Here is a 26,578-nt window from a genome sequence, read left to right as displayed (position 1 = left end):
AAGGCTTAGATTAGCTCTGATATTTCAGCGCTTCCGCGAGGCCTCCCGGCACGTTCCGCACCCGCGCTGCAGATCCCCCGTGAAAGGCGTCCGTCAAAATGTCTGCCACTGTTCATGCAAAGGTCGTCATTATTGGCTCCGGCCCCGCTGGCTACACGGCGGCGATCTACGCCGCGCGCGCAATGCTCGAGCCGATCCTGATCCAGGGGATCCAGGCGGGCGGCCAGCTCACCATCACCACCGACGTCGAGAACTATCCGGGCTTCGCCGACGTGATCCAGGGCCCCTGGCTGATGGAGCAGATGGAGAAGCAGGCGGTCCATGTCGGCACCAAGATCGTCTCCGACCTGGTCACCAAGCTGGAGACGACGCAGCGGCCGTTCCGCCTCACCTGCGACAGCGGCGACGTCTATCTCGCCGAGGCCGTCATCCTCGCCACCGGCGCGCAAGCGCGCTGGCTCGGGCTGCCGTCGGAAACGAAATTCCAGGGCGGCGGCGTGTCGGCCTGCGCCACCTGCGACGGCTTCTTCTACCGCAACAAGGAAGTCGTGGTGGTCGGCGGCGGCAATACCGCGGTCGAGGAAGCCCTGTACCTCACCAACCATGCCTCGCAGGTCACCATCGTGCATCGTCGCGATCACTTCCGCGCCGAGCGCATCCTGCAGGAGCGCCTGTTCAAGCACCCGAAGATCAAGGTGGTCTGGGACTCCGCGGTCGACGAGATCTGCGGCACCGAGAACCCGAACAAGGTCACCCATGTGCGACTGAAGAACGTCAAGACCGGTGCCTTGACCGATGTGCGGACCGACGGTGTCTTCATCGCCATCGGCCACGCGCCGGCGACCGAGCTCGTGAAGGACCAAGTCAAGCTGAAACGGTCGGGCTATGTCGAGGTCGCCCCTAACTCGACCGCCACCTCGGTGCCCGGCCTGTTCGCCGCCGGCGACGTCGCCGACGAGACCTATCGCCAGGCCGTGACGGCCGCCGGCCTCGGTTGCATGGCAGCTCTCGAAGCCGAACGTTTCCTGGCCCTGCGCGCCAGCGAGCGCGCTGCAGCGGAATAAAGATCATGCCTCGAACACGCGACGGATTTACGGATATGGATTGGGACAAGCTGAAGGTGTTTCACGCGGCGGCGGAAGCGGGCAGCTTCACGCATGCGGGCGAGCAGCTCGGCCTGTCGCAATCGGCGGTGTCCCGCCAGGTCTCGGCGCTGGAGCAGGAGCTCTCGGTCTCGCTGTTCCACCGCCACGCCCGCGGCCTGATCCTCACCGAGCAGGGCGACCTGCTGTTCCGCACCGCGCATGACGTGTTCATGCAGCTGCAGGCGGCGCGCGCCAAGCTGACCGACAGCCGCGAGCGGCCGAGCGGCGACCTCAAGATCACCACCACGCCCGGCGTCGGCATCAACTGGCTGATCCCGCGGCTCGGCGAGTTCACGGCGCTCTATCCGGAGATCCGGATCTCGCTGATCGTCACCGACGAGGAGCTCGACCTGTCGATGCGCGAAGCGGACGTCGCGATCCGCACCCGCAAGCCGACGCAGCCGGATCTCATTCAGCGCAAGCTGTTCGCGATGGGCTTCCACGCCTATTGCTCGCCTGACTACATCAAGCGCTTCGGCACGCCGCGCACGCTCGAGGAGCTCGACTCCCACCGCATCATCACGCTCTCCGACGGCAACTTCGCGCCGCATCTTCAGAACCGCAACTGGCTGGTCGAAGCCGGCCGCAACGGCTCTGGTCCGCGCGAGGCCTATTTCAGAGTGAACAACATCCTCGGTCTTGTCCGCGCCTGTCAGCAGGGCCTCGGCATCGCGGCGCTGCCGGACTATCTGATCGAGGAACAGAGCCGCCTGGTGCAGCTGTTCGGCGAATCGGATTCGATCCAGCTCGACACGTATTTCGTCTATCCCGAGGAGTTGAAGACGGTCGCACGCGTGCAGGTGTTCCGCGACTTCGTGGTGAGCAAGGCGCAGCGCTGGCCTTCCTGATTTCCGCATGTCTGACATGCGGCCTCGGCTGTTGCTGCATGGCGCTCGCCAAGCTCATACTGCTTGCACGCTGAGCCTTCGCGTTGCGCATTTGTCCCCCTCCTCCAGTGGCGCGGGAGTTCAGTAATCCCTCTTGGAAGGTGATTGTGTCGGCCTCACGTGGCCAATACCTTAAGCCGGGCTCGCTTGAGCCCGGCTTTTTTTCTGTCCCATTCGGGTATCGCGCTCCGCGTGTATTGACAGTTCCACGCACACCCCGCATCATTTGCGAATGATCACGAAGTCGTGCGCAATCTCGTTCAAGGCAGTCGCCTCGAAAAAAGGGCCCCATGCGGGGACCTCGGATTTTTGCGCGCGCTAACACGGCTTCGTCATCGCAAGCAAATCCCGAAAACCCCGCCGCCTGGACGGGGTTTTTTCATGTGCCCTCCGTCTCAGGTTTTTTTCCCGAGAAGGAGATGGAAAATGACCGGTCTACAAGATCATCTGCACGGACTCTGGCTGCCGCTGGTGACGCCGTTTCGCGACGGCGCTCTCGACGAGAGGTCGCTGCGGCGGCTGACGCGACATTACAGCGGACAGGCCGTCGACGGCTTCATCCTGGGGGCGACCTCGGGCGAAGGCATGACGCTGCGCGAGGCCGAGCTCGAACGCCTCGTCGCCATCGTTCGCGACGAGATGGCGGCGGGGCGCCGCAGCATTCCGATCTGCCTCGGATTGTCAGGCGCGGACACCTCGCGGCTGAAGGAGCACCTCGACGAGACCGCCGACTGGCCGATCGACGGTTATCTGATCGCGAGCCCCTATTATGTGCGGCCCTCGCAGCGCGGGCTGCTGGCTCATTTCGAAGCCCTTGCCGATCACGCCGCGTGGCCGATCGCGCTCTACAACATCCCCTATCGCACCTCGGTCAACATCACCAACCAGACGCTGCTGCGGCTCGCCGAACATCGGAACATCGTCGGGCTGAAGGATTGCGGCGCGAGCCGCGAACAATCCATCGCGCTGCTGCGCGACAGGCCGAAGGACTTTCGCGTGCTCACCGGCGAGGACGCGAACTATTTTGAGGCGCTCACCGACGGCGCCGACGGCGGCATCGTGCTGTCCGCCCATGTCGAGACCGCGACGTTTGCTTCCGTGTATGCCGAGGTGAAGCGAGGCAACCACGACGCGGCGCAGGCGCGCTGGCACGAGGTCGCCGAGCTGACGCGCCTGTTGTTCACCGAGCCGAGCCCGGCGCCGGCGAAGTACTGGCTGTGGCGGTGCGGCCTCATCGACAGCCCCGAAGTGCGCCTGCCGATGGTCGAAGTGAGCAGCGAGCTCGCCGCCCAGATCGACCGCGAGATCGAGCGACGGATCAAAGTCGCCGCGTAGCGCCACCGCTTCCTCTCTTCACACGCACGCCGCCCCCCTTCTCCCGGCGCGGGAGAGGGAAGGCAGCGTCGTGTCCACTCGACACCATCTCAATCCGGAAAAAGAGATCGACCTATGGACATTCGTCAATGGCGCGAAGCGCTGAAGGCGGCATGGCAACGCGTTTCATATGCGAGCGAGTTATCCGACTGGCTGCGGCGCGATATCGGATTGACCGCGGATGAGGTGAAATCGCGCGCGGACTACATCGACGAGATCAGAAGGAAATACAGCGACTGGGTCTAGCGGTGGCGCGAGTCCTTCACCCTCCCCTGGAGGGGGAGGGTCGATCGCGCGCAGCGCGAGCGGGGTGGGGTGATCTCTCCGCTCGGGCACCGTTCGATGCGGCGAGACTGTCACCCCACCCCGCTACGCATTTCGCTTCGCGCAATGCCTAGCGACCCTCCCCCTCCAGGGGAGGGTAAGAACGGGCCCCGTGGTTAAACCGCGCGCGAACGCGCGCACCGCGCCGGCATGGTTAATCCGTGGTAGCACCTGTGTTCGAATGCGCCCGAAATTGCGACCCGGAATGTTAAAACATCGCGGCTATCACTGGCGCCCATAAGCGAAGAAATCGCGGGGGCGTTTCGTGAATACCCAGAATGAAGTGGCGTCGCATTACGACGCCGGACAGCAGAGCTTTACCACCGAGGACATTCTCTGGGCCGCCGTCATCTGGTCGGTGATCCTGACGCTGTCGCCGGTCATCGTGTTCTACATGCTGATGGTGGCGTAGCTCGTCTCCACCGGACCAAAACGCAAAACGCGCGGACTTCCGCGCGCTTTCCGTCCGGGGAATGATTAATGAAAATTATGCCGCCTGCTTGTGCATTGCGCCGGATGCCGACGCCGTGCCGCGAATAGCCTTCACTGAACGCTCGATCGCCGCCCACAGCCTTGCGATTTCCTGGGCCGCACGGCTCTCGGCCTGATACTCGCGCGCGCCCTCGCCGTGGCTGAGCGCCATCAGCAAATCCGAACGGTTGGTGATCTGGCCGCCCCACACCGGCGCGCGGAATTTCGCCAGAGCCTCGCGGGCGATGGTGACGATCGGGCTTTCGGACTCGTCGCGGCGCGCCGGCGCACCGTTGAGCACGACCGCGTAGGGCTTGCGCGCCGCGCGGCACATCTGGATCGTTTCCTGCACCGCGTTGACGTCGAACACGCCGGGGCGCGCCGGAATGACCACCATGGTCGCGTTCTTGATCGCGTCGTCGACGACGGCCGACAGATTCGGCGGCGTGTCGATCAACACCCATTCATAACCGTCGCGCTTAGCAGCGGAGACGATGCCGCTGACCGAGTTCACCGCAGCCTTGATCGGCGGCTCGTTGGTGCCGCGCAGCTTGTGCCACAGCGTGAGCGAGCCCTGCGGATCCGCGTCCACCAGCATGACCTGCTTGCTCGCCTTGATCTGCGCGGCAAGATGTGCGGCGAGGGTACTCTTGCCCGAGCCGCCTTTACGCGATGCAAAAACAATAACGTTCATACCCTTGGCCTCCAGATTGACCCCAGGTCACGAAAATGAATCACCGCGCTGATTCGGGAAAGAAAAATTTATCGGCAGTTGCCTCAGAGCCACGAAATAACAAGACGTGTTGGCTTTTGAGTCACACTGCTTCGCGCGACCAGGATACCAATCGCAACGAAACGCCCTTCACGCCGGCAATCCCACGCTTTTCGGCGCCAACGCGGGAAATACGGAATGCAACCTCGCCGCGCAAACCCTCTCGCGACTCTTTTCCGTCGAACGCGCTGGTAATTGTCGCAGGCGTCCGCACGCGGAGGCGAACAAAAGGAGTCCGGGGGCTGGCGCGCAGCTGATGCCGGCAACGCCCATGCAGGACACGTCGACGCGACGGCGCTTCGCGCTGTTGACCTGACATGACGAGCTTCAAGGAAAGAACGCAGGGTCCCGCGCTCAGCTTTCGCTGGATTTCTTCTTCTTGGCCGCCTTCTGCGAAGGCTTGGTGCTCTTCTTGGCCGTCGGCTTGCCGGCGCGGGCCTCGCCCGGCTCGGGTCCCTGGCGGAAGAACACTTTGCACTGCGGCGAGAGCTGCGCCTTCTTCCGGATCATGCAGGCGGTGATGGCATCGACGTTCGGAACGAACTCGCCGCACAGCCGCATCGCATCCGGCGAGCAGGCCTGCTGCTCCTCCTGCGTGTAGGCGAAGCCGGCGCCGGGATGGACCAGGACGGCGAGGGCAAGGCCCGAGATCGCTGCAGCCAAGGATCTTTTAAAACGGAACGCCGGCATCGATGCCCCCAAATGTCGAGTGAGAGGGAATAGTGGGTGAACGGGCGTTCGTTGGCAACGAGGCGTGAAGCGAAAGCTCAGACGTGTGCGGTCTCGGCAACAGGCGGGGGCCGGGCTGCCGGCTACACTCTCAGGTGTCGTCGCCCGGCTTGACCGGGCGCCCCAGTATTCCAGAGACGCCAAACGTTCCACGAGAGGCCGCGGCGTACTGGATCCCCCGCTTTCGCGGGGGATGACAGTTGCGGGTGGGGAAGGGCTCCGCGCTACACCGCTTTCCCCTTTGTCGATACTGGCCAGATCGGCCCTCAACCCGAGCCCCACCGCCCCCTTCCAACAAAAAATGCGAAAACAACCCCATGCACAGTAGGCCGGGTCTTGATATCCCTCGCAAAATCCACCTCTACGGATTTTTCGAAATCGTTTTGACTCGTCGGGCAAAACAGGGGCATAATGGCACGATCGAGGATGTGGGGTGGTCGTGTGATGTCCCCGTGAGATGAGGGGCGCATGGCCACAGTGTTGATTGTCGCGCCGGTGTTCGCCCTGATCGCGGCCGGCTATGCGTCGGTGCTGTTTCGCTTCGTCTCCGAGACCGCGCACAAGGGCATCTCCGAATTCGCCTTCAGCATCGCGATCCCGGCGCTGCTGTTCCGAACCATCGTCGTGTCGGAATTCCCCGATGTCAGCCCCTGGCGGATGTGGGGCGCCTATTACGGCGCGCTCGCCATCACCTGGATCGCGGCGCTGGCGATCTCGGCATGCTTGCGCGAACGGCGCGAGGACCGCGAGGACGGCGTCGTGTTCGCGATCGGCTCGGTCTACGGCAACATCGTGATGCTCGGCATTCCGCTCGTGCTCTCGGCGCTCGGCAACGAGGCCGCGGGCCCGATGTCGCTGATCCTGTCGGTGAACACGCCGCTGCTCTGGCTCTGCGGCATCCTGCAGATGGAGCTCGTCAGCCGCAAGCGGACAGGCTCGGTCCTGTCGGTCATCCGCCCCGTGCTCGCGGATCTCGCGCGCAATCCGCTGATGCTGGCGATCGGTTTTGGCGTGATCTGGCGTTTTACGGGACTCGGCCTCAACCCCGTCGTCGACCGCACCATCGAGCTGCTCGCGCAGGCGGGATCGCCGGCGGCGCTGATCGCGCTCGGCATCAACCTGTTTCGGTTCGAGGTGAAGGGCGAGATGTTGAGCGTCGTGGTGATGAGCGCGCTGAAGCTGCTGGCGATGCCGGCGGCGGCGTTCGTGCTGGCCAAGTTGCTCGGTTTGCCTCCGGTCGCAGCCGGCGTCATCGTGCTGTTCGCGGCGATGCCGACAGGCGCCAACGCCTACATCTTCGCGGCGCAGTATCAGCGGCTGGTGAACCCGGTGTCAGGCGCGGTGGCGCTGGGGACGCTGCTGGCGGCGGTGACGTTGCCGGTCGTGGTGATGGTGGTGGCGGGGGCGAGGTAGCCGCACGAGCGGTCACGCGGTCATCCCGGTTGATCCGTGCGAGGAGCTGACCTCCGCAAGCGCAGGATCAAACGTATCGCCAGCCAGAGCATCAGAACGACGAGCACGAAGGCGGCAACCGGCGCAGCCAGGGCAAGAAGCGATACGAGGAGTGCACCTCCCAATTCGGCGGTCGCGACGGTCGAGTTGCCGAGGCCAGCCGTCAGGACCGTCGATTTGGCCCGCACGGCCGCGGTGACGCCATGCACGATGCCGGCCGCGCCGCCACCCGCGACGATGGCAGCCGTCCATTTCATCATCGGTGGAAGATCTGCCATGGTCGCCGCCGACAGGATGGCTCCGGCGATCACGGCGACCGGCGCGGCGATGACATCGAGCAAATTGTCCACGCCGGGAATGAAATACGCACCCACCTCCAGGAGGGCGGCCACGCCTAGCATCAGCATTGCAGCAGGTGTTCCAAGCCACGCGAAACCGTCGCCCAAAGGAAGCGAACCCGAATAAGCGGCCACGCTGGCAACCAGCATCGGCAGGAACACCCGGACGCCCGTTGCGGCCGCAAGACCGACACCGAGCGCAATCGACAACGCGAGATCGGAGTTCGACATGAGATCCCCAACGATTGTTGCGCTCGAATTTCCTCGGGAAGGCTAGGCGCGATGCGGCCGAGGTCATTGGGATGAGAACGGCCATCGACGCAGATTGCAATGCGCAATCAGGCTACATCGCGGAGGATGAGCAAACCAAGCCAGAAATGTTGACGCAGCCGATCACTCCGCGCATTTCTTCCGCTTCGAGATCAAAGACGAGCAGCACCGCAGTGATGGGCGCGCTCAAGCTTCTGGCGACGCCCGGTGGGCTTTGATTAGCGCTGCGGATTGGGGCCGCCCAGTGAGACCGATCGTAACGGAAGCTCGGCCCGACAGATCGAGGTGCATGATCACCCTGATTTACATGCCCGTCAGGCTATGAGCCTGACGATTGCCCAAAGGATTATTCAACACGCTGACCCGCGCGCCAGGCCATCTCCCAGAAGTCTGCCTCGAGCCGGGTGGCTTCCTTGAAGATCGCAATCAGCTCGGCCTCGCGGGCCGGCGTGGCGTAGAGATCGGCGAGATGCTCCAAGTGCGCCCGCGCTTTGGCAGCGACCTCCTGGTACGGCACGCTGGCGTACTCGGCGATCCAGACGCGATAGGCGTTCGCCGCAGCGTCGGCATCGGGTCGCGAGGCGAGCCGCGTTGCGATCTCAGCGTACCCGATCACGCAGGGAGCAAGCGCCACCTTGAGTGCCAGCAGATCGCCGCGCATTCCCGCGTCGAGCACGTAACGTGTATAGGCCAGCATCTCGACTGCCGGAGGGGTTTGTTCAAGATCGGTCGGGGATAGACCCCAATCGGCACAGAGCTTTACATGCAGGTTCATCTCGACATCGAGGATGGCCGAAAGGCCGGCCGCGGCTTCACGCATGTCGGCAAGCCTGGGCGACTTGTAGACCGCGAGCGCGTAGGCGCGAGCAAACTCGATGAGGAACAGGTAGTCCTGAACGAGGTAGTGACGAAACGCCGCTTCGGGGAGCGAGCCGTCTGCCAATCCGTTCGTGAAGGGATGTTCGGTGTAGGCCCGCCACTCAACGGATGCTTCTGTCTTGAGACGCTCGAAGAAACTCACGATCTTTTCCGCCTGGCTTGTTTTTCCACGAACATCTTTGGCTCGCTACCGATATCGCATTGCGACTCGCGGTACTACGGTGACAACGCACAAAACCGGCTTTGAGCGTTGCGGATAGGGCCCTCCCCGCGCCGAAAGTTTGGTGCACTGTCACCGCAACTCTAGAGAGCACCTGACCTCACAAGATAAGCCTCATGCGCCTTCATCGCCTCCAAGATACGACTTGATAGTTCACCGAATCTCTCGTCGATAAACTCAAGTGGCCCCTCCCCCAAATGTCTGAAGTAGTCCCGCACGGCTTCTGTAGCGAGATGAGCGATAGTCTGCGCGATTTGAGGCCTTGGATTGCGCCATTCAAAGCTTGGAGCGAAGGTTCCTTCGTCGTGATCCGTGTCTAACTGAAATTCGAGGAGGTCCATCCAATTGCCATGAACCGACGCGGATGGGCCGCGGAACGCGCCAAGATAGCTCTCTCCCAGCCCAACAGCTTCGGCTCGTTCAAATATATTCTTATCAGCCCACTCCTTGGGACGAGATGCCGAAGCGTCCTCAATACGCACACCAGAAGCGTTCGCTACCTTTGCAATCGAATTGAGCATTCTGGTTTCGACAGGAAGAATTTTGCCTTCGCGAGCTGCAATGCGCTCTTCGATCTTATCCTGAAGCCTTCGCTCGTTCCGCATCGAATAAGCAACGTAGGAATGGAAGACGGTTGGGTCACCCGCATGTTTTAGCAGGAACCGCAAATTGACGATGCATTCAAACGTGAGACGACCAATAATGAATGTTATCTCTCGCCGACGTTGGCAGATCTGATCCAAGAGCGCCGAAATAAGCTTGTAGAGGCGCACGACGTGGCCACCGAGAACAGCTTCATTTCGGCTCCAACGTCCTCCATGTGGCAATAGGTTAGCTGCCACGCAGATGAACGAACCGACTTCAATGAGGAGTTCAACTGAAAGACCATTAAAGTCGTCCTCAGATGTGAATGTGTTGGTGCGGCTAGCGGAGACGTCTGTGGTCCGGATGCTATCGAACGCAGCAATGAATGCTCCGGCGTTGTCGTTAGGGTCATCGCTAGGCACGCTTGTGCGCCCCGATCATCTAAAGCCCCACTTTAGTAGGCAGTGGTAGCGTCTTCATCTCGCGCATGGCTTCAAGGAGCTGCATCGTGGCATCCGCGTCGAGGGTGTCACCCTTATATCGGACCTCGAAGAGACCCTGCAGGTTCGAAGGTAGCTTCACGCCGTCGCGCACCAACAGGACGAAGCGGCGACCATAGAAGGCCATGGCAGCGCCGATCTCGATGAGGACGTTCGGGTTGATGATGACGTGCTCGTTGCTGTCATCGTCTTTAAGTATCCGCTCTGCATCGACGTGGATGATCGCGGCACCGGACATGCGCATATCGTCCATCACCTTATCCGGCACTGGTTTGGAGACGGAGGTGCGTTCTACCGACACGATAGGCTCAAGCTCGCCATACTCCAACATGCGCTTGATGGGATCGACAAAAGTCTTGTCCTTGCCGTGGGTGACGAACACCTTCCGCCTTCGTGCATCGTCGGCCACCGCCGCAACCATAGTTGCGTTGTGCGAAACGTCGCTGTTGGGCGTCGTGAGAGGGGCAAGGGTGGAAAGCGAAGGTGGCAACACCGCCGTTGGTGGCGCCGGTGCAGCTGGCTCTGCTGGCTCATCTTGTTGTTGGGGCCCAGCATCATCAAGCGCGCCCGGCTGTTCCTGGTTCGCTGGTGTAGCTATTGCTACGTCGCCAAGAAAAACATAGGTCTTGTCCTTGCCAACCTGTAGGAAACCAGCTGCGTTTGCACTTTCCTGCAGGCGGTCGAGCACTTCGGTGCACTTCTCTCGAGGGACACCAAGCTCTTCCAGCACGTTAACGGCAATGTCTGCGCGCGGGAACGCGTGCTTATCATACCTCTCAAGGAATTCCTTGAAGACGCGTGGGCGAAGGACCGCCTCGCGCCGAGCTGCGGCGTCTTGCTCTTCGGATGTCGGACGCAGGATGCTTCTCGCGAGAGGCGTCAAGGAAATGGTTTGGGCCTGAGCACCACCCTCAATAAGCCCGAAAGCCATGCTAGCTCCCGGTAGCACTCGCAATTGCGAACCGCCTGGATCGACCTTGAGGGCTAGTGCGACCTGTAGTGGGGCCGTGGCCCTTCCACCGAAGTTCTCGTCAATTGCTTTCGGAATGCGGAGCGCGTCAGCAAGAGACGCATTCGGAACGTCCGTTTGCTTAAGGTAGGATCGCTTGGGTGCGGTCTTCGTTGTCTTCGCGGCATTCTTTTTCGTTGTCTTCGCGCGAGGCATGCGGGTCCCCCTATCTACCCATGGTCGCATGCCATCAGAAAAGAACGCAAGCGGAGTGGCCGACTACACACAAGTGTCTTGGTAGTCGCGGCTTGTAAAAATCCTAAATGGTCGATTGAGCGGTGGACGGGCTTTCGCGGCCATTGGCAGAGGTGAGCAATACTCACCTCTCCCATTCCTGGGAAATGAGACCAGCCAAAATTTGATGATCAGGGGCTTTGCGGCTTTACGGGCTAAGTCATTATCACCGCTGGTACAGTTGGGTGGGCTCGAACCACCGACCTCCTGTTCCACAGACACAGCAAGGACTCCGCCGGTGCTACGCCATTCTCGCCGTTAGCACGAAAATGGCAATCTTATCATCGATTAAGTCCGCCGCGCGCCGCCTTACCTGCGCTGCAATTGGCGCTATAGTGGTAGCTACTTGGTAGCTACAGAGGCGATCGATGGCTGTTTCCAGTGTAACGATCCGCACAGTGCAGGCGCTCAAGCCGGGCGAAACCATTTGGGACGCCGACCACCGCGAAGCTGTGCGGGGCTTTGGCGTTCGGCGCCAACGCGACCGGGCGACCTACGTCCTCAAGTACCGCGTCTTTGGTCGACAGCGCTTCGTCACCATCGGTCCTCACGGCGCCCCTTGGACACCCGAGCTGGCACGCAGGGAGGCCAAGCGGCTTTTGGGCCTCGTTGCCAATGGCAAAGATCCGGCGGACGAGAAAGCTAAGGCGCGCCTGCAGGCGGCCGACACACTCCTGGCAGTCGCGGATCAGTATCTGCGGAACGCGAAACAACGGCTGAAGCCCCGAACCTATTCGGAAATAGAACGCTACTTGCTGGTCGTTTGGAAACCCCTGCACCCGGTTTCGGTGTTCCAGGTCACCCGCCGTCATATCTCGGGTCGTATTGCCGACATCGCATCAGTTCATGGAACGGTCTCCGCGGCCCGCGCCCGGACGGCCGTGTCCTCAATGTTCAACTGGGCAATACGCGAGGGCCTCGACATTCCCGCGAACCCGGTTCTCGGCACTAACCGACCCGCCCAGCCGGGAAGCCGCGAGCGGGTCCTCACGGAGACGGAGCTATCAGCCATCTGGCAGGCCTGTGGTGATGACGACTATGGACGCATTGTGCGTCTGTTGCTGCTCACGGCCCAACGCCGTGATGAAGTAGGCAGCATGCAATGGACCGAACTTGATACTATTTCAGGGCTCTGGACGCTGCCACGCGCCCGGACCAAGAACCATCGCGAGCACTTGCTTCCATTGGTGCCTGCCGCCTTGGCTCTACTCCCGCCCCGCCGAGACGACCGTGACTTCCTCTTCGGTGATGGACCCCGACGCAGCGGTGACCCTTATCGTGGGTTCTCCGGCTGGTCCAAGTCGAAAGCAGCGCTTGATGCGCGCGTCACGGAGACTCTGGGCGCGCCCCTGCCCCATTGGACAGTTCACGACCTTCGGAGATCAGCGTCAACAGTGATGGCCGATCGGCTTGGCGTGTTGCCTCACATCGTGGAGGCGATTCTCAACCACGTCAGCGGGCATCGGGCTGGCGTTGCCGGCGTGTATAACCGCGCTCGGTATGCGACCGAGATGCGCGAGGCGCTTGAACGCTGGGCGGAATACGTTGCGGCCTTGCAAGCCCAGAAGCCGGCGCATGACACGGTGATAGCGGGCGCCCCTCTCTCTCATTCCAGCGTCTCCCATGGGGCTGTTGGAGTCCACTCCTAGTTCACAGAGCTCGCCGACGAGCGGTCGGGGGTTGGATTCCAGGAACGCACCGCCTTACCCCACACCAGCGCAATTTACGATATTTTCTACGGGCGTCCGCCTTAATGGCCGGATCCCATTAAGTGGTAGGTTTAAATCGGAAACCCGCAGCGCCCCCTAGACTGAAACCGATCGGAATTTCTCTGCATTGTAAAGGCTTAGACCGGCAGTCTGCTCTACACCGTATAGCGGACATTGGTGACAACTGCCAACAGGTCGGCTAAGGGCCGATAGTGTTGCAAAAGTCGAGAATCGAACGGCCCTAAAAACCTCGCGAAACCAAAAAGACTTTTGCAACACAATCGGCCAGACTCCGAAATCATGGCCGATCAGACCCGTGTCGGTACTGCCCTCACAGCGGACAGGATCGCTCTGGTCGCTCAGGTCAACTCGGGGCCAGAACCGAAGCCCGCGAAGCGGCCCGTTGCATCTTAGCAATCGACATGCTCTTCCAGCACGGGTGCCCGGTCCATCGCTCCTGGAAGCAATATTTACCACCCGAGCGTTCCCATCGAGGGATGCGCTAGCGCGAGCATGACAATTTCATGACGCGGAATGCGCCGACGGATGTCTGATCCTCATATTCGATATGGGTAGAACTGCAGATCGGTGTTACGCAACGCCGGTGGAGAAGAGCACCTTTGCAGCCTCGATACTTTGACGCTGCAACTGCATCGATACTGACACTCTCTTCCATTACTCGCCGCACTCATGTTGCGGACAATTCCCCAAAGTCGACCCATTCGTGTCTACGAGGACTCAGGCTTGAGCCGATGCACAGCTGGAATATTCGTGTTTGAAGGTGAATTTGATCTCAATGTGAGTAGTGACGGCAGATCTAAACATAGATTAAGGCCGCCGTTCCTCGCCGTCCGGAATGAAGTGGACGGAGGACGCCTCACTGCGGGTCGTCTGCCGTGACGCATCGGGGCGGAATGCATAACCGCCTTCTGGCAACACTGCCGCAAGCGGATCTTGATATGCTGGCGCCAGAGCTACAGAAGGTTGCGCTTGATCAGGATGCCGTCCTCTCGCGGCCGGGTGATCAGATTGAGAATGTCTTCTTTCCTCATAGTGGCGCCATCTCGCTGATGATGGCGGACGGGCAGACGGTTTCCACCGCCGTGGTCGGGCGCGAGGGCGCAATCGGCATTCTTTCCGTGCTAGGGCCATCGCCTTCGGGGGTCACCGCAGTCGTTCGCGCGGCAGGTACCGCGTCGCGAATCCGCGCGTCGCGGTTTCACGCCGTTTTCAACCGAAGCCCAGCGATCCGGCACGCGGTTCAGATCCACGCCAGGACCATGCTGATGAAATTTCAGCTCGGCATGGCCTGCAACGCATTGCATCCGGTCAAAGCTCGCATAGCCCGCTGGTTACTCCATTTTAGCGACCGCATCGACCACGACCTCCTTCCGCTCACCCAAGAGGCCCTATCGCAAATGATTGGTGTCCGACGAACGACGGTGACGGTCTTGATGCACGATCTGCGCGCATCCGGCGCGATCAAATCTCATCGACGAGGTCAAATCGAGATCGATCGGTCGCGGCTCGCGATCGCGGCGTGCGAATGCCACGGCACCATGCGTCTCGAACTCGAGAAGATCTTCGCGATAAGTACGGCCCGACCGATCTCATTGGCTATGCCGGATTGAAGGGCGAAGCCCTAAAGCAGTTGCCATGTCGCAGAAGGGTCAGAATGAAGAACTCAGGTTGAGCAAATCTGGTCCGCTCTGTCGCGATGAGCGGACCTCAGTTAGACAGGGCGCAGTTTCACGGATGGGCCAGGAGCGGCCCATGGCTGCTATGCGAGAAGCACGCTAACGCCCCAGGAGCAAACGAGCGTCATCTCGCCCGTTTGAATATTAGCTCCAAGGTAATGCCGGCCGGGATGCGCGAATTTGTAACTTCAATTCTTCATTGGCGATCGATTGGACGATCCGCCGTTGATTATGCGCTACGACTAATCCGGAGACGAAATCGTTTCAATGTTGACGTAGATCGTTTTGGTGGTCTCGTCCACTTTGTATGTCCCGGTAATACTGAGAATGGCTGCATATCTAGATTCACGACGTGAAGACTGCGGGCAGGCTCTCAAGAAGCCCCGTCCGATCCGTTCGGACGGGGCTTGATTGAGCGCTCTTACTCGCCGTTCTTGCGCGGCCGCGACCACAGAAGGGTGTAGCCCTCACCGCCCTCGTCATCGAACAGGTTGGCGTAGATCGGCGCGTTGAACGAGGGGTCGTCGAGCTTGAGCGAGAGGTAGTCGCGGCCCTCTTCAGAGCGCTTCGACCAGGCCGCGCCGATCTCCGCGCGGCCCACATAGATGCGGTGGCTGGGAGCGTTGTCGTTGGATCGGTTGGTCTCGGCGACGATGCGGACGTCCTTGGCCTTCAGGCTCAGGGTCACGATCTCGCCCTGGAATTCATTACCGACCTTCTTGAAAGAACCGATGTTAGCCATGTCACTTCTCCTGTTGTGTTTCGAGCCCGCGACCCCCGCGGCCTCGATGGCGATCTAGGGCCGAGGACGATCGGCGACGCACCCGCTCGGGCCGGAGCGCAGCGGAGGACGTCGTTGTGGCGAGTTTCTTGTCTCGCGAGGAATGGGCGAAGCCCAGGGGAAGAAAGTCGCATCGACGGCGTTGCGGCTCAGACGATCGAGGCGAAGCCGGTCTTCGGCCAGATCAAGCCATCAACGAGGCCACGTGCGTCCGCGTGCTGAACCACAATCTCTGGAGAAGCGTGGCTATCTCGGTTTTGATGAACAAGAGGCCGGAGCGATTCAGCGCAGAAAGAGAAACAATCTGCTGCAAAGGGCGGTATCGTCTCCCAAGAACGGATCGAGGTAACACCGCTCCGCCGCAGGTGCGTGGGCCAGACCGAAATGCCGGCGGCTTGATTGAGGAGTTCCGAGGAGGACTGCCTCTCCCGCGCTTAGGCTTCGATCATCGCCCGTTCAACGCACAGATCTAAGCGCACCTGTTCGACAATGAAGGCTAGAAACGGTCATCCTTCGGACCATGCGGCGTTGAGAAACTGCTTAGGACGGGTTCTCCACCACCCCGCCCGGCTCGATCGGACGAGCCTCCGCCAGAATCATCAGGCGCGTCCATGACGTGACGCCAATGCAAACCGCCCCTAGGCAAGCGAAGACCTCACGCCAGGCCAGCGAGGGCACCCCGATCTGGGACACGGCTAACACCACGTGATAGCCTGCGACGGCGGCGGGAACAGCGAATGCTGTCGCGATCGCGATGCGCAAGGCCGAGGACCGAGTAACGGCGAAGGCGACCTGGCCGAGGACGAGCGTCAGCGCACCGCCGGCCGTTGCGATAACCAGCGAGCCAGCGAGGCCGGCACCGCTCTGGAACGCCGTCATCCCGATACTCAGTGCGACGAAAAACGGCAGAGCGTAAACAGCGAGCGCAAAGATCGCCCAGCAAAACAAGCCAATGCCGAGTGTGTTGAGAACAAGCCCGAGGGCGAGCATGGTGGTGGCTCCATGTGCATAGATGTATCAGTCGCGCCTTCCACCACCACCACGGCGCAACTCTGGATATGAAACCGAAACGAGGCAGAGTTGCGGCGCGTGCAACTCCGCCTCGAAGGCTTGGAGTCGAGAAGACGGCGCTCACGCGCCTCCGAACCTCCAAACAGGAATGCCGAGGCGCTTCGCCTTATCGGCGAGGTTGTCCTGGATTCCCGTGCCCGGGAAGTGCATGACGCCTATCGGCAGGAGTTCGAGCATGGCATCGTTGCGCTTGAATGGCGCCGCCTTGGCATGCTTAGTCCAGTCGGGCTTGAAGGCGATTTGAGGCACCTTGCGGTTGGTCGCCCATTTGGAGGCGATCAGTTCGGCCCCTTTGGGCGAGCCGCCATGGAGCAGGACCATGTCGGAATGCTTCGCGTGAACCTTGTCGAGGCGATCCCAGATCAGGTGATGGTCGTTGAAGTCGAGGCCGCCGGTGAGTGCGATCTTCGGTCCCGGCGGCAACATGATCTCGGTCTCGGCGCGGCGCGTGGCCGCGATAAAATCGCGGGAGTCGATCATAGCTGCCGTCAGCGTGCGATGGTTCACCAGTGATCCCGATCGGGGACGCCAGAATGAGCCGGTCTGGGTCTCGAAGCGCTCGATGGCCTGGTCACGAGCGAGCTCCAAGCAGTTGCGGCGCTCGATCAGCGAGATGCCTTCCGCCGTCACGCGCTCGAGTTCAACCGATCGAACTTCGGAGCCGTCTTGCTCGCGCTGGCGCTTCTGCTGCGCCTGTTCGTTGTCGTCGAGTTGGCGTCCGATGCGGTCGACGGCTCGGTGGAACAGGTTGACGGTCGACCAGAGCAGATCGTCGAGGTCCGGTTCAAGCCGGGTGTCGCTCAACGTCGCGACCAGGGCATCGAAGATATCGGCGACGGCGACGGCGATGATCCTGCCCTCGGGGAGCGGCCGTGGATCAGGCTGATCGTTGAACGGGCGGTAGCCGTAAAGTTGCAGTTCGGTGAGAACGTGGTCGGTCGGAGAAGAGGCGTGCGGCGGTTCGATGTCATCGTGGTCGGTCATGGAGGCGATCCTTTACCGGATCGGCCGCGACCATCGCGGCCTTCGTGGCGATCACTCGGACGGCAGGCGGAACGGGCCAGAACCCGGAGCAGAGCGGAGGGCCGAAGCGGCAGCGGAGGATGGCGGAGGCCGGCCATTTTGCTTCGCGATGCAAAGCGCGCTCACCAGATGGCTAATGTGTCATCTCGTCGCCGGCGCGCGGCGGAAAATAGCCGGACGCAGCCATTGCCGGGCCGAGCCGCTTGCCGTCCGATCGCCCGCTAGAAGGCCGTGGTCGCGTCCTCTTCCGGCAGTGGCCGGCACCGCGACCGACCTGTCGACGCCCATCGAATTGCCGGTGCTATTCCGCGGTTGCCATCGACGAATGCAGGAAACGGACGACGTCCTCCGGTACGAGTTGCAGTAGCAACGCTGCTCGGAGGGCCTCGAGGCCGAAGATGTGCAGATCTTCGTTGAAGTCGCCCAGCCGGGGCGACAATGCGATCGCTTCAATGCCGGCGGCTTCTGCGCGCTGGGTGAGAATAGCCTGTACGGCATCTCCGGCGGCATCTGCGTCACGGGCGATATAGAGTCGGCGCAGGCCAGGCGGCAGCAACATGGCTGAGAGGTGATTGGCCGAGAGAGCAGCGGTCATGGGCAAAGTCGGCAGTACATAACGCAGCGACAGCATGGTCTCGATCCCCTCGCCCGCAGCGAGCACGTCGTCCACCACGCCGAAGCGAACGGCGTTACCAAGCAGGTCGCCCATGGCCCGTCGTGGCGTGTCGATCGGGGCTTTGCCGAGCCGCACGCGATCAAAGCCGTGTGGATCTAGCCAGGTGCGATGCACGCCGGTGATCCGTCCTTCGAGGTCCGTGACAGAGCTTATCATCGCCGGCCAGGTTTCAGTCGGCAAATGCTCGTCCGGTCGGTAGTAGCAACGTGGGTGGAAGCGCAGGCTACCACCATGGTGGATTTGGCTTATTCCACGACGTTGCAAATACGCTTCCACCAACGTCCCTTCGATCGGCCCGGATATCGCAAAAAGTCGACGGGCGGCTTTCTGCGATCCGGCCGGCACGACTGGACGAATTGGTTTCTGAGCTGGCTGCTGCTCAGAACGAGGTAGCTTTAGAAAGCGCTTCGCCTCCTCGGTGACCTCGCGAAAGTCTCGCAACGCCATAGTTTCGCGGATGATGTCGAGGAGATCGCCATGTTCTCCGGTCGCGGCATCGGTCCACTTGCCCGCGGGCCCCTTTGGCGATTCGTGCAGCCGCACGAACAACGAGCGGCCCGGGGTGTTGTGGACGTCGCCAACCACCCAGTACCGCCCCGCGCGCTTACCATTGGGCAGATAGTGTCGGCACACCGCCTCGGCCTCGCGCGCGAGGCGGCGTGCCAGCTCCGAGACATCGCCGGACATCACGCGGCCTCCCGCTCACTGACGCCCGTAACCGGATAGGTGTCGAGCACCCTCGACAGGACCTCGATGCCGCTCGCGTCCGTGGGTACGAACATGCGCAGCTTCCAAGAGATGATCTCCCCAAACAGACCATAAGCCCGCAGTCGATCACGCATTGTGTCGTTGAAACCCGACAGCTCGATGCGATATGCACCCATCACGCGGACACGGCGAAGCTGAAGTCCCTCCGCGAGGTCGAGGACGGTGCGTCCTTCCATCAGCGCGGCAAAGGCAGCGTCCGGCGTCAGCGCGGGCGCGTCCGCCGCAAGGAAGTTTGCGACCCACGCGGCAGATACCCTGCGGCCGATGACGCGTTCGCCTGTATCGGTCTGAAGCCGATAGACGCGGGTCGATTCGTTCGGCAACCGCTTCCAGATCGGTAGCAGCAAGCCCGCCACGACGTGGATCGTGCTTTCCGTGAACTCGGACACCTCGGCAAGCTCCGCCAGCCAGGTCGCGACGAAGCGTTCACGATCCGCTTCGTCCCAATGACTTTCGGCCATTATGGTCAAGGGGACCGTGTGCTGATCCATCGGCCGGATCAGGCGGACGCGCCGTTCGATCTCGCCGTCGTCGAGCATGACGCTCGCCGCGGGGACCTGCACGGCGGCTCGTCCCGAACGCTCATTGACGAGCAGGACGGCCTGACGATCGGAAAGACGAGCAAGAGCGTCATCCAGACTCACCGGATGATTGCGCTGGCGCTGGGCGACCGTGAGCAGCCGGGTCTCGGCGCCGGTCCCCGGATGGTCATAGATCGTCCGCCGGTCGGTGACGACAAAGCTCTCGGCACGGAGGGTTTCCAACCCCACGTCGTAGGTGCCGGATGCAACCGCGCCTTCGATCCGAGCGGTCAAGAGCTGCTCGAAAGTGGTGAACAGGATATTCTGCAGGTCGATCGTGAGCGCCAGCAATCTGTTCAGAAAGGTCGTGATCGGCGGCAGGTCGTCCCTGAGCCCATTGGCATCTGTCAGCTTCAGGCCGGTCGCATCCTCGAACCTCCCCAGCGAGCAGCCGTCGACCTTGCCTCGGGCGAGCAGCGTGTAGAGTTGACGCAAGGCATCACGGCCGTACTGGCTTTCGAGGTTGTCCTCGGGCCGGAACAGGCCCTGCCCTCCGGTCTGGCGCTGGCCGCGAGTAATGGCACCCAACGTGTCGAGCCGACGAGCAATGGTGCTGAGAAAGCGCTTTTCGGCCTTCACATCAGTTGCGATGGGACGAAACAGCGGTGGCTGAGCTTGGTTGGTCCGGTTGGTCCGGCCGAGCCCCTGGATCGCGGCGTCGGCTTTCCAACCGGGCTCGAGTAGGTAATGGACTCGCAGGCGACGATTCTGGGCCGACAGTTCGGCATGGTAGCTCCTCCCCGTGCCGCCCGCGTCGGAGAACACGAGGATGCGCTTGGCGTCATCCATGAAGGCCGAGGTCTCGGCGAGGTTGGCGGTGCCGGCTCGATTTTCGACCACCAGCCGGTCGCCCTTGCGAACGATGCGGCGCGAGCGGCCCGTCACCTCCGCGACCATTTCGGTGCCAAAGCGCTGGATGACCTGATCCAATGCGCCTGGTACCGGCGGCAGCGAGGCGAGCTTCTCAATCAGGCGGCCGCGGCGGGCGACGGCCTCCCGGCTCTCGACCGGCTGGCCGTCGCGATAGACAGGCCGGGAGCAGAGGTTGCCCTCAGAGTCGGTAAAAGGCTCGTAGAGCCGGACCGGGAAGGAATGGGCGAGATAGTCGAGGACATACTCGCGCGGGGTGATGTCGACCTGGACGTCGCCCCATTCTTCAGTCGGGATCTCGGACAGCCGGCGCTCCATCAGGGCTTCGCCCGTCGAGACGATCTGGATCACGGCGGCATGGCCGGCCTCGAGATCGCGCTCGATCGAGCGGATCAGCGACGGCGTCTTCATCGAAGTCAGGAGATGACCGAAGAAGCGCTGTTTTGCACTTTCGAAGGCAGATCGCGCCGCGGATTTTGCTTGCCCGTTCAGCGTTCCGTTTTCGCCGGTAATGTTGGCCGCTCGCATCGCAGCGTCGAGATTGTTGTGAATGATGCCGAACGCATCGGCATAGGCGTCGTAGATGCGAACCTGTTCCGGCGTCAGCTGGTGCTGAACGAGATCATACTCGACGCCTTCGTAAGAGAGCGAGCGAGCCGCGTAGAGGCCGAGCGCCTTGAGGTCACGCGCCAGCACCTCCATGGCCGCGACCCCACCCTCCTCGATCGCTTCGACGAACTCGGCACGCGCGGCGAACGGGAAGTCGGAGCCGCCCCAGAGACCGAGGCGTTGGGCATAAGCGAGGTTATGGACCGTGGTGGCCCCCGTCGCCGATACATAAACTACGCGTGCATTCGGCAAGGCGTGCTGAAGCCTCAGGCCCGCGCGCCCCTGCTGGGAGGCGGCCTGGTCGCCGCGCTCGCCCTTGCCCCCGACCGCATTCTGCATGGCGTGGCTCTCGTCGAAGACAATCACTCCGTCGAAGTCCGAGCCCAACCATTCGACGATCTGCCTGACACGCGAAAGCTTTGCGCCGCGCTCGCCGGTCCGTAGCGTGGCGTAGGTGGTGAAAAGGATGCCTTCCGAGAGCCGGATCGGGGTGCCATGGCGAAACCGCGACAGTGGCGTAACAAGCAATCGCTCCATACCCAACGCAGACCAGTCGCGCTGCGCATCTTCGATCAGCTTGTCGGATTTGCTGATCCAGACCGCACGGCGGCGGCCCTTGAGCCAGTTGTCGAGCAGAATCCCGGCGACCTGTCGTCCCTTGCCCGCGCCGGTGCCATCACCCAAAAACCAGCCGCGGCGGAAGCGGACGGCATTCTCGACATCGTCCGGCGCGGCGGCCACAACGTCAAACGTGGCGTCGACCGTCCAAGAGCCTGCCAGGAATTCGGAATGCGCCTCGCCGCCATAGATGACGCTCTCCAGCTGAGCAGCCGACAGAACTCCGTCGGCCACGACATTGGCCGGCAGGTGCGGACGATAGGATGGCTTCGGTGGCGCAACGGAGGCCATCGCGGCAGACTGCACGAGCTTGGTCGGATGTGCGCACGATCCGGGAATGCGGATCGACTGCAATCCGTATTCCTCATAAAGCGCATCGGTCAGCCGGGCGCCTTCCGGCGACGACCATTCGACCGTCTCGTAGATCAGTTCTGCGGCTACCGGCGTGGCGTCTTTCGAGGTGGACGATGGGCTTGGTGCAACGGCGCCGAGCGATCGCGACATAGCCGGCCGCTCGATAGCGACGATTTCCGGTGGCACGACGACGGGCAGCCTTGGAGGCACATGCTGGTTCACCCAGCCAAGCAAGGTGGCGACGTTGGCCGCCACGCCTGGCGAGGGAGGAAAAGCCGTCGGATCTGCGGCGGGCCGCTTGTCGATCACAAGCAGCCGTGTGTCGATTTGTGTTCCGTGTTTCGCGTAGACGGAACCATCGACGGCGGCAGAAAACACCACGCGCCCGCGTTCCTGGAGCCGAACAAAGGCATCAGTCCATGCCGGATTGTCCGGCGTGAAGCTTGAGCCAGCGATGGCGACGAGACGCCCACCGCCGCAAAGACGCGCAAGCGCTGAAGCGATGTGCCGGAGAGCCGCGTCCGCCATCCGTCGATCGACATTTACCATCGCCGAGAACGGCGGGTTCATCAGGACGACGCTCGGCACAACACCCGCATCGAGGTGGTCATCGATCTGCGCGGCGTCGAACCGCGTGACATTAACGCCCGCGAATAGCTGCTCGAGCAGCCCCGCCCGGATCTCGGCCAACTCGTTCAATAGCAAGACGCCGCCGTCAAGCTCGGCAAAGACGGCAAGCAAACCAGTCCCCGCGGAGGGCTCCAGAACGCGATCGGCCTGTGTAATGCCGGCTGCGGTGCATGCGGCTAGCCCCAGCGGGATCGGTGTCGAGAACTGCTGAAGCGCCTGACTATCCTCGGAACGTCGCGTGTGGGTCGGGAGAAGACCAGTCACTCGCGCAAGCATCGGCAGCATGGCGACGGTCGAGCCGGCCTTGGCGCGCATGGCCGGACCGAACTTGCGAAGGAACAGAACGGTTGCCGCCTCGCAGACGTCATAGGCGGTCTTCCAGTTCCAAACGCCGGCCGTGTCCGAGGCGGCGAAGGCAGACTCCATAGCGCTACGCAGAACAGCGGCATCGATGCGACGGCCGCGTTCGAGCTCGGTCAGGACCTGTCGCGCGGCCCTGACAGCAGCAGAGGTGAGATTTGCAGCGGCATGCATAGAGAGCGGCGTGGCAGCGCCGCCGGAGAGAGATTCGGTCATGGCAGGATTCTTTCGGAGAGCAGGAACGGGTCGAACCGCCCGGCGCTCTCCTCAAGACCACGGCGATTCAAACCCTTCCCGGCCTGCCTCTCCCTCTGAGCCCTCGCCCATAAGAATGGGGACCGGCGCTGGGCACCGGTCCCCAAGCAACCGCGGGACGGCCGGAGCCGTCCCGCTCTGTGATGTCACTCAGCCGCGCCGAGCTGTTGCGGATCTTCGTCGCCGGCGATCTCCTGACCCTCCTCGTCGGCGAGGAATTCGGGCAGCGGGCCCGCTTCACCCGCCTGCTCCAGTGGTGCCGCATTGCGATCGACGAGGCGTAGCGGCTCCGGCAACCAGCCCGAGTCATCCAGAAGGCGCTCGGCCTCCTTGGCCATGTCCGCCTTCTTCAGATGGTCGATCAGTTGGGCCGACGGCTCGCCCTTGGCTTCCCGCACCGCTTCCAGAATACGCGGCTTGGTGACCCGGCCGAGATAGTTGTCGACGGTCGGTCGCCAGCCAGCCTGCACCATGTCGAGCCCGACCGCGCGCGCCAGCATATCAGCTTGGTCGAGGCGCGTGCGGACACCGTGGGGGGAGACGCGACCCTGATTGTAGCGATTGGACGGCTCATAGACGGCGTTGACGGCAAATGACGCACAGTGGGCGAACAGCGACGCCTGAGCACCACCATCGAGAGCCGTCAGCGCATCCCAGAGATCGTTCTCGCTCTTCGGCAACCGTGCCTTCCAGGCCTCATGCCGCGCCTCGACTGCTTTGGCCGAGACGCTTTCCCTCAGCCCCGGAGCTTGGGCGGGAAAGTTCGGCGTGCGAAGGCTGATCTCAAGACAGCTCCCCGACGACGCGAACCGATAAAAGGCCGTCAGCACGAAGTTATGCACCTGGAACGCAACCGCTGGATTTTCGGCCAGCGCATCCCGCAACGCCAGCGTGCGATGTGCGGTCAGGTCGATGATCAGTCGATCCGGCAGAGGCCTGGCCGCGTCGTCATCATCTTCATCGGCATCAGGAGCACTACCCGCGAGCGCGATCACCGTGCGCTGGACGGAAGGGCCCTCTTCTTGACCTTCGGTCGACGACGCATCGACGCCCCGCCCGACATCAGCATCAGTTGCCGGCACCTCATCCTCTGGCCGGACGTAACCCCGGTCAACCGAGAGGCGTCCTTCGGAATCGATGCGGATGAAGACACCCGGGCGATCTCCGTCGGTTCGTAAAGCATCGGCCGATCTTCGAATGCCGCCAGTGCCACCTCGATTTCACCGAGACGCTGATCGACCTCTTCGGGCAATTCGTCGGCATCCTGGTAGTCGGTTTCCAGCTTGGCCTGCTCGGCGTTCAGCGCATCGATGGTGGCCTGCTCCTCAGGCGAGAGATCGACAGGTTTGCCCTCGATTTCTCGTAGGTCTTGAGTGTGACCGTAGGAGAACTCTACGGCGACCGAGATCCACTTCCAGCCTTCGGTCGCAATCGTCTCAGCTTCGGCTTTGAGCTTTTCGGTTACGAGGCGGTCGAGCAACAGGACATCCTGAAACCAGCCGCCGTCGTCGTGCTCGAACAGATCCCGCAGAACGTCGCCACCCGCGTGCTGATAAGCATCGAGGCCCACAAATTGGGCCCGGCGATCGGACCCGCGCACGGTGTTCTCGGTGAGCATGCGGCGGATCTGGTATGGCTCGTCATAACCGGAACGGCTGACGTTCTCCCAGACTTGCTCCTGGCGGGCATGATCCGCAGTGACTGAGAACGCCATGAGCTGCTCGAGCGTCATGCCGTCTTCGGCGTAGACGTCATGCAACTTGGGCGAGACCGACGCCAGGCGCAGGCGCTGCTTGACGATTGCGGAGTTCACGAAGTGTCGCGCGGCAATGTCTTCCTCGCTCATGCCGACATCCCGGAGCGTCTGGAAGGCCCGAAACTGATCGAGCGGATGCAAACCGACCCGCTCATCGTTCTCCGCCACCGAATCGTCCGCGGCAATGCCCCCTTCACGCACAACGCACGGCACCGCCTGCGTCTTTGACATGCGTTTCTGTTTCACCAGAAATTCGAGAGCACGAAGCGCCTGCCGCCCGCCGGCACCTCGAACATGCCGGTCTCGTTGCCATCTGCATCAACGACGGCCCGAACGCTCAGACTTTGCAGAAGAGTACGCTGCGCGATGCTCTCGGCCAGTTGCTCGATCGAGACAGCGGCCTTGACGCGGCGAACGTTCGACTGGCTGAGCACGAGCTTGTTAAAGGGAATGTCCCGGGAAGGCGACAGCGTGATCTTTTGTACGGCTTTTGTCATTTCGGCTCTCCACGACGGGCGGCCGTGAGACTCTCGCTCGGCTTCCAACCCGTCGCGAGCAGCCTCCCCTCCTCTCACTCTCGCGCAGCCACCAGGCCAAGCATCACGTCGTCTCGTGATCGGCGACAACCGAATCCCGCGACGGGGGCTCAAAAGACCCGGGAACGAAGCCGAGCAAATAGTCCGCGGCCTTGCTCGCCAGCGAGGCGGCACGCACGATGGCCCGATTGTCTTCGCGCAGGACTTCAAGCCAGGAGCCGATATAGTCGGCATGGCGCACGGTCGGGACGATCCCGAGCGACGCGCAGCTGAATGCGGAACTCAACTCGGCGACCAGTTCTTCGAAGGCATATCTCTTCGTACCGTAGGATCCGCTCTGGTCGCGATTGAGACGCGAAGGATGCCCGGTCGCATGACCGAGTTCATGCAAGGCCGTACGGTGCCAGTTGATGGGTTCGAAATAGGCCTGCGGCGGCGGTACCTGAACATAGTCTTCGGCGGTTGCATAGAATGCGCGATCTCCACCGATCCGAAATGGAATTCCACTGGCCTTGATCAGGGCGTCGAGCGTAGGTTCGATGAGGCTAGCCGGCGGTGGCGGCGCAGCAGTGGCAATGCCGTCGGGCAGTTGCTCGCACTGATCGACGTTGAAAACGGTAAATCGTTTGAGGAATGGAATCGCCTGCGCGTCTTCGCCGGTCTCGGCGGCGCGTCGCTTTTCGTCATTCGGCACGAAACGATCCGCGTAGACAACAGTGGTACCGCGTTCTCCCTTGCGGACGTGACCGCCAAACGAGAGTGCCTGACGAAATGTGAGCCAACTTTGCCCGGTAAATCCGCGTTCGATCACGGCTCCCCAGAGGATGAGGATGTTAACCCCACTGTATTGCCGGTTGGTCGACGCATTTTTCGGCATGGCCAGCGGCGCTTTCGCCGCGGCCGTACCCCAGGGCTGAACCCAGGGAACGCGTCCGGCCTCAAGCTCGGCGATGATCTTGTCGGTGATTTCGTTATAGAGGTTCGCCCGGTCCTGGCCGGCGCACGCGCGAACAGTAAGGTTTGACATCGCGGGTCTCCCCGACGGGCACCGCGAGCCTCTCTCGCAGCTTGTAACCCGTCACGGAGAAACCCAGC

21 protein-coding genes and 1 pseudogene are annotated in these 26,578 nt (G+C 62.1%); 9 read left to right on the top strand and 13 right to left on the bottom strand.

What is annotated here, in order from left to right; genetic code table 11:
• Positions 1 to 98 precede the first annotated feature (98 nt).
• The 5 genes from trxB (at position 99) to AC5ZFO_RS17615 (ending at position 4,142) form a co-directional block, all read left to right on the top strand.
• Positions 99 to 1,064 carry a thioredoxin-disulfide reductase gene (gene trxB, locus AC5ZFO_RS17635; protein ID WP_282523232.1) on the top strand — a complete coding sequence of 322 codons (966 nt, stop codon included), beginning with the start codon at positions 99 to 101 and terminating at the stop codon, positions 1,062 to 1,064.
• Positions 1,065 to 1,069: 5 nt separating this feature from the next.
• A complete protein-coding gene (locus tag AC5ZFO_RS17630; RefSeq protein WP_027534296.1) occupies positions 1,070 to 1,993 on the top strand; it encodes a LysR family transcriptional regulator in 924 nt (307 codons plus the stop codon).
• Positions 1,994 to 2,458: 465 nt separating this feature from the next.
• The gene (locus tag AC5ZFO_RS17625; RefSeq protein ID WP_282523231.1) at positions 2,459 to 3,367 is read left to right on the top strand and encodes a 4-hydroxy-tetrahydrodipicolinate synthase family protein; all 909 of its coding nucleotides are present in this window, start codon (positions 2,459 to 2,461) and stop codon (positions 3,365 to 3,367) included.
• Between the two features lie 114 nt (positions 3,368 to 3,481).
• Positions 3,482 to 3,652: a hypothetical protein gene (locus AC5ZFO_RS17620; protein ID WP_282523230.1), complete on the top strand. Its 171-nt coding sequence runs from the start codon at positions 3,482 to 3,484 to the stop codon at positions 3,650 to 3,652.
• A 343-nt stretch (positions 3,653 to 3,995) separates the two neighbouring features.
• Entirely contained in the window at positions 3,996 to 4,142 is a 147-nt protein-coding gene (locus AC5ZFO_RS17615; RefSeq protein ID WP_496122267.1) for a hypothetical protein, read from the top strand.
• Positions 4,143 to 4,217: 75 nt separating this feature from the next.
• Here AC5ZFO_RS17615 and AC5ZFO_RS17610 read toward each other — a convergent pair whose 3' ends face one another.
• Positions 4,218 to 4,895, bottom strand: coding sequence for an AAA family ATPase (locus AC5ZFO_RS17610; protein WP_028150667.1), 678 nt, complete (start codon positions 4,893 to 4,895; stop codon positions 4,218 to 4,220).
• Between the two features lie 432 nt (positions 4,896 to 5,327).
• Positions 5,328 to 5,663 (bottom strand): hypothetical protein, encoded by a 336-nt coding sequence (locus AC5ZFO_RS17605; RefSeq protein WP_282523229.1) that lies wholly within the window; start codon positions 5,661 to 5,663, stop codon positions 5,328 to 5,330.
• A gap of 507 nt (positions 5,664 to 6,170) precedes the next feature.
• Between AC5ZFO_RS17605 and AC5ZFO_RS17600 the strand changes: the two genes are divergently transcribed.
• Positions 6,171 to 7,115, top strand: coding sequence for an AEC family transporter (locus AC5ZFO_RS17600; RefSeq protein ID WP_282523228.1), 945 nt, complete (start codon positions 6,171 to 6,173; stop codon positions 7,113 to 7,115).
• Between the two features lie 20 nt (positions 7,116 to 7,135).
• Here AC5ZFO_RS17600 and AC5ZFO_RS17595 read toward each other — a convergent pair whose 3' ends face one another.
• The gene (locus AC5ZFO_RS17595) at positions 7,136 to 7,723 is read right to left on the bottom strand and encodes a DUF4126 domain-containing protein (protein ID WP_282523227.1); all 588 of its coding nucleotides are present in this window, start codon (positions 7,721 to 7,723) and stop codon (positions 7,136 to 7,138) included.
• 71 nt (positions 7,724 to 7,794) lie between these two features.
• On the opposite strand from AC5ZFO_RS17595, the gene AC5ZFO_RS17590 reads away from it, so the two are divergent.
• Complete coding sequence (locus AC5ZFO_RS17590; protein WP_282523226.1) at positions 7,795 to 7,980, top strand: hypothetical protein; 186 nt, start codon at positions 7,795 to 7,797, stop codon at positions 7,978 to 7,980.
• A gap of 128 nt (positions 7,981 to 8,108) precedes the next feature.
• Here the strand turns inward: AC5ZFO_RS17590 and tenA are convergent, their stop codons facing one another.
• The 3 genes from tenA to AC5ZFO_RS17575 all read right to left on the bottom strand — a co-directional run bounded on the left by tenA (position 8,109) and on the right by AC5ZFO_RS17575 (position 10,877).
• Entirely contained in the window at positions 8,109 to 8,783 is a 675-nt protein-coding gene (gene tenA, locus AC5ZFO_RS17585; protein ID WP_282523225.1) for a thiaminase II, read from the bottom strand.
• Between the two features lie 161 nt (positions 8,784 to 8,944).
• Positions 8,945 to 9,868, bottom strand: a complete 924-nt coding sequence (locus AC5ZFO_RS17580) for a DUF5677 domain-containing protein (protein ID WP_282523224.1) — start codon at positions 9,866 to 9,868, stop codon at positions 8,945 to 8,947.
• A 19-nt stretch (positions 9,869 to 9,887) separates the two neighbouring features.
• Positions 9,888 to 10,877: a TIR domain-containing protein gene (locus AC5ZFO_RS17575; RefSeq protein ID WP_282523223.1), complete on the bottom strand. Its 990-nt coding sequence runs from the start codon at positions 10,875 to 10,877 to the stop codon at positions 9,888 to 9,890.
• Between the two features lie 680 nt (positions 10,878 to 11,557).
• On the opposite strand from AC5ZFO_RS17575, the gene AC5ZFO_RS17570 reads away from it, so the two are divergent.
• Together AC5ZFO_RS17570 and AC5ZFO_RS17565 are read left to right on the top strand one after the other, a co-directional pair.
• The gene (locus AC5ZFO_RS17570; RefSeq protein ID WP_496122266.1) at positions 11,558 to 12,838 is read left to right on the top strand and encodes a tyrosine-type recombinase/integrase; all 1,281 of its coding nucleotides are present in this window, start codon (positions 11,558 to 11,560) and stop codon (positions 12,836 to 12,838) included.
• Between the two features lie 974 nt (positions 12,839 to 13,812).
• Entirely contained in the window at positions 13,813 to 14,529 is a 717-nt protein-coding gene (locus AC5ZFO_RS17565; RefSeq protein ID WP_496122265.1) for a Crp/Fnr family transcriptional regulator, read from the top strand.
• 487 nt (positions 14,530 to 15,016) lie between these two features.
• Here AC5ZFO_RS17565 and AC5ZFO_RS17560 read toward each other — a convergent pair whose 3' ends face one another.
• From AC5ZFO_RS17560 to AC5ZFO_RS17530, 7 genes and pseudogenes are all read right to left on the bottom strand, one after another.
• On the bottom strand, positions 15,017 to 15,337 hold the full coding sequence (locus tag AC5ZFO_RS17560; RefSeq protein WP_496122264.1) for a DUF736 domain-containing protein: 321 nt from the start codon (positions 15,335 to 15,337) through the stop codon (positions 15,017 to 15,019).
• Positions 15,338 to 15,916: 579 nt separating this feature from the next.
• A complete protein-coding gene (locus AC5ZFO_RS17555; protein WP_496122263.1) occupies positions 15,917 to 16,366 on the bottom strand; it encodes a hypothetical protein in 450 nt (149 codons plus the stop codon).
• 141 nt (positions 16,367 to 16,507) lie between these two features.
• Positions 16,508 to 17,431: a DUF2493 domain-containing protein gene (locus tag AC5ZFO_RS17550; protein WP_282525212.1), complete on the bottom strand. Its 924-nt coding sequence runs from the start codon at positions 17,429 to 17,431 to the stop codon at positions 16,508 to 16,510.
• Between the two features lie 340 nt (positions 17,432 to 17,771).
• On the bottom strand, positions 17,772 to 18,833 hold the full coding sequence (locus AC5ZFO_RS17545; RefSeq protein WP_282525211.1) for a DUF7146 domain-containing protein: 1,062 nt from the start codon (positions 18,831 to 18,833) through the stop codon (positions 17,772 to 17,774).
• Positions 18,833 to 23,152, bottom strand: coding sequence for a strawberry notch-like NTP hydrolase domain-containing protein (locus AC5ZFO_RS17540; protein ID WP_496122262.1), 4,320 nt, complete (start codon positions 23,150 to 23,152; stop codon positions 18,833 to 18,835). Before AC5ZFO_RS17540 ends, AC5ZFO_RS17545 begins: the two co-directional genes overlap by 1 nt.
• A 185-nt stretch (positions 23,153 to 23,337) precedes the next feature.
• Positions 23,338 to 25,444, bottom strand: a pseudogene (locus AC5ZFO_RS17535) (ParB/RepB/Spo0J family partition protein).
• 103 nt (positions 25,445 to 25,547) lie between these two features.
• Positions 25,548 to 26,510, bottom strand: a complete 963-nt coding sequence (locus AC5ZFO_RS17530) for an ArdC family protein (protein ID WP_282525209.1) — start codon at positions 26,508 to 26,510, stop codon at positions 25,548 to 25,550.
• Positions 26,511 to 26,578: the final 68 nt, after the last annotated feature.

The organism is Bradyrhizobium sp. Unk1 (genome assembly GCF_059512345.1).
The sequence above is the reverse complement of the archived record's forward strand: the minus strand, read 5'-3'. Positions and strand labels throughout refer to the sequence as shown.

Coding starts and splice junctions, on each gene's coding strand:
- trxB (WP_282523232.1), top strand. CDS start 99: ATGTCTGCCACTGTTCATGCAAAGGTCGTCATTATTGGCTCCGGCCCC.
- AC5ZFO_RS17630 (WP_027534296.1), top strand. CDS start 1,070: ATGCCTCGAACACGCGACGGATTTACGGATATGGATTGGGACAAGCTG.
- AC5ZFO_RS17625 (WP_282523231.1), top strand. CDS start 2,459: ATGACCGGTCTACAAGATCATCTGCACGGACTCTGGCTGCCGCTGGTG.
- AC5ZFO_RS17620 (WP_282523230.1), top strand. CDS start 3,482: ATGGACATTCGTCAATGGCGCGAAGCGCTGAAGGCGGCATGGCAACGC.
- AC5ZFO_RS17610 (WP_028150667.1), bottom strand. CDS start 4,895: ATGAACGTTATTGTTTTTGCATCGCGTAAAGGCGGCTCGGGCAAGAGT.
- AC5ZFO_RS17605 (WP_282523229.1), bottom strand. CDS start 5,663: ATGCCGGCGTTCCGTTTTAAAAGATCCTTGGCTGCAGCGATCTCGGGC.
- AC5ZFO_RS17600 (WP_282523228.1), top strand. CDS start 6,171: ATGGCCACAGTGTTGATTGTCGCGCCGGTGTTCGCCCTGATCGCGGCC.
- AC5ZFO_RS17595 (WP_282523227.1), bottom strand. CDS start 7,723: ATGTCGAACTCCGATCTCGCGTTGTCGATTGCGCTCGGTGTCGGTCTT.
- AC5ZFO_RS17590 (WP_282523226.1), top strand. CDS start 7,795: ATGAGAACGGCCATCGACGCAGATTGCAATGCGCAATCAGGCTACATC.
- AC5ZFO_RS17575 (WP_282523223.1), bottom strand. CDS start 10,877: ATGGCTTTCGGGCTTATTGAGGGTGGTGCTCAGGCCCAAACCATTTCC.
- AC5ZFO_RS17570 (WP_496122266.1), top strand. CDS start 11,558: ATGGCTGTTTCCAGTGTAACGATCCGCACAGTGCAGGCGCTCAAGCCG.
- AC5ZFO_RS17565 (WP_496122265.1), top strand. CDS start 13,813: ATGCATAACCGCCTTCTGGCAACACTGCCGCAAGCGGATCTTGATATG.
- AC5ZFO_RS17560 (WP_496122264.1), bottom strand. CDS start 15,337: ATGGCTAACATCGGTTCTTTCAAGAAGGTCGGTAATGAATTCCAGGGC.
- AC5ZFO_RS17555 (WP_496122263.1), bottom strand. CDS start 16,366: ATGCTCGCCCTCGGGCTTGTTCTCAACACACTCGGCATTGGCTTGTTT.
- AC5ZFO_RS17550 (WP_282525212.1), bottom strand. CDS start 17,431: ATGACCGACCACGATGACATCGAACCGCCGCACGCCTCTTCTCCGACC.
- AC5ZFO_RS17545 (WP_282525211.1), bottom strand. CDS start 18,833: ATGTCCGGCGATGTCTCGGAGCTGGCACGCCGCCTCGCGCGCGAGGCC.
- AC5ZFO_RS17540 (WP_496122262.1), bottom strand. CDS start 23,152: ATGACCGAATCTCTCTCCGGCGGCGCTGCCACGCCGCTCTCTATGCAT.
- AC5ZFO_RS17530 (WP_282525209.1), bottom strand. CDS start 26,510: ATGTCAAACCTTACTGTTCGCGCGTGCGCCGGCCAGGACCGGGCGAAC.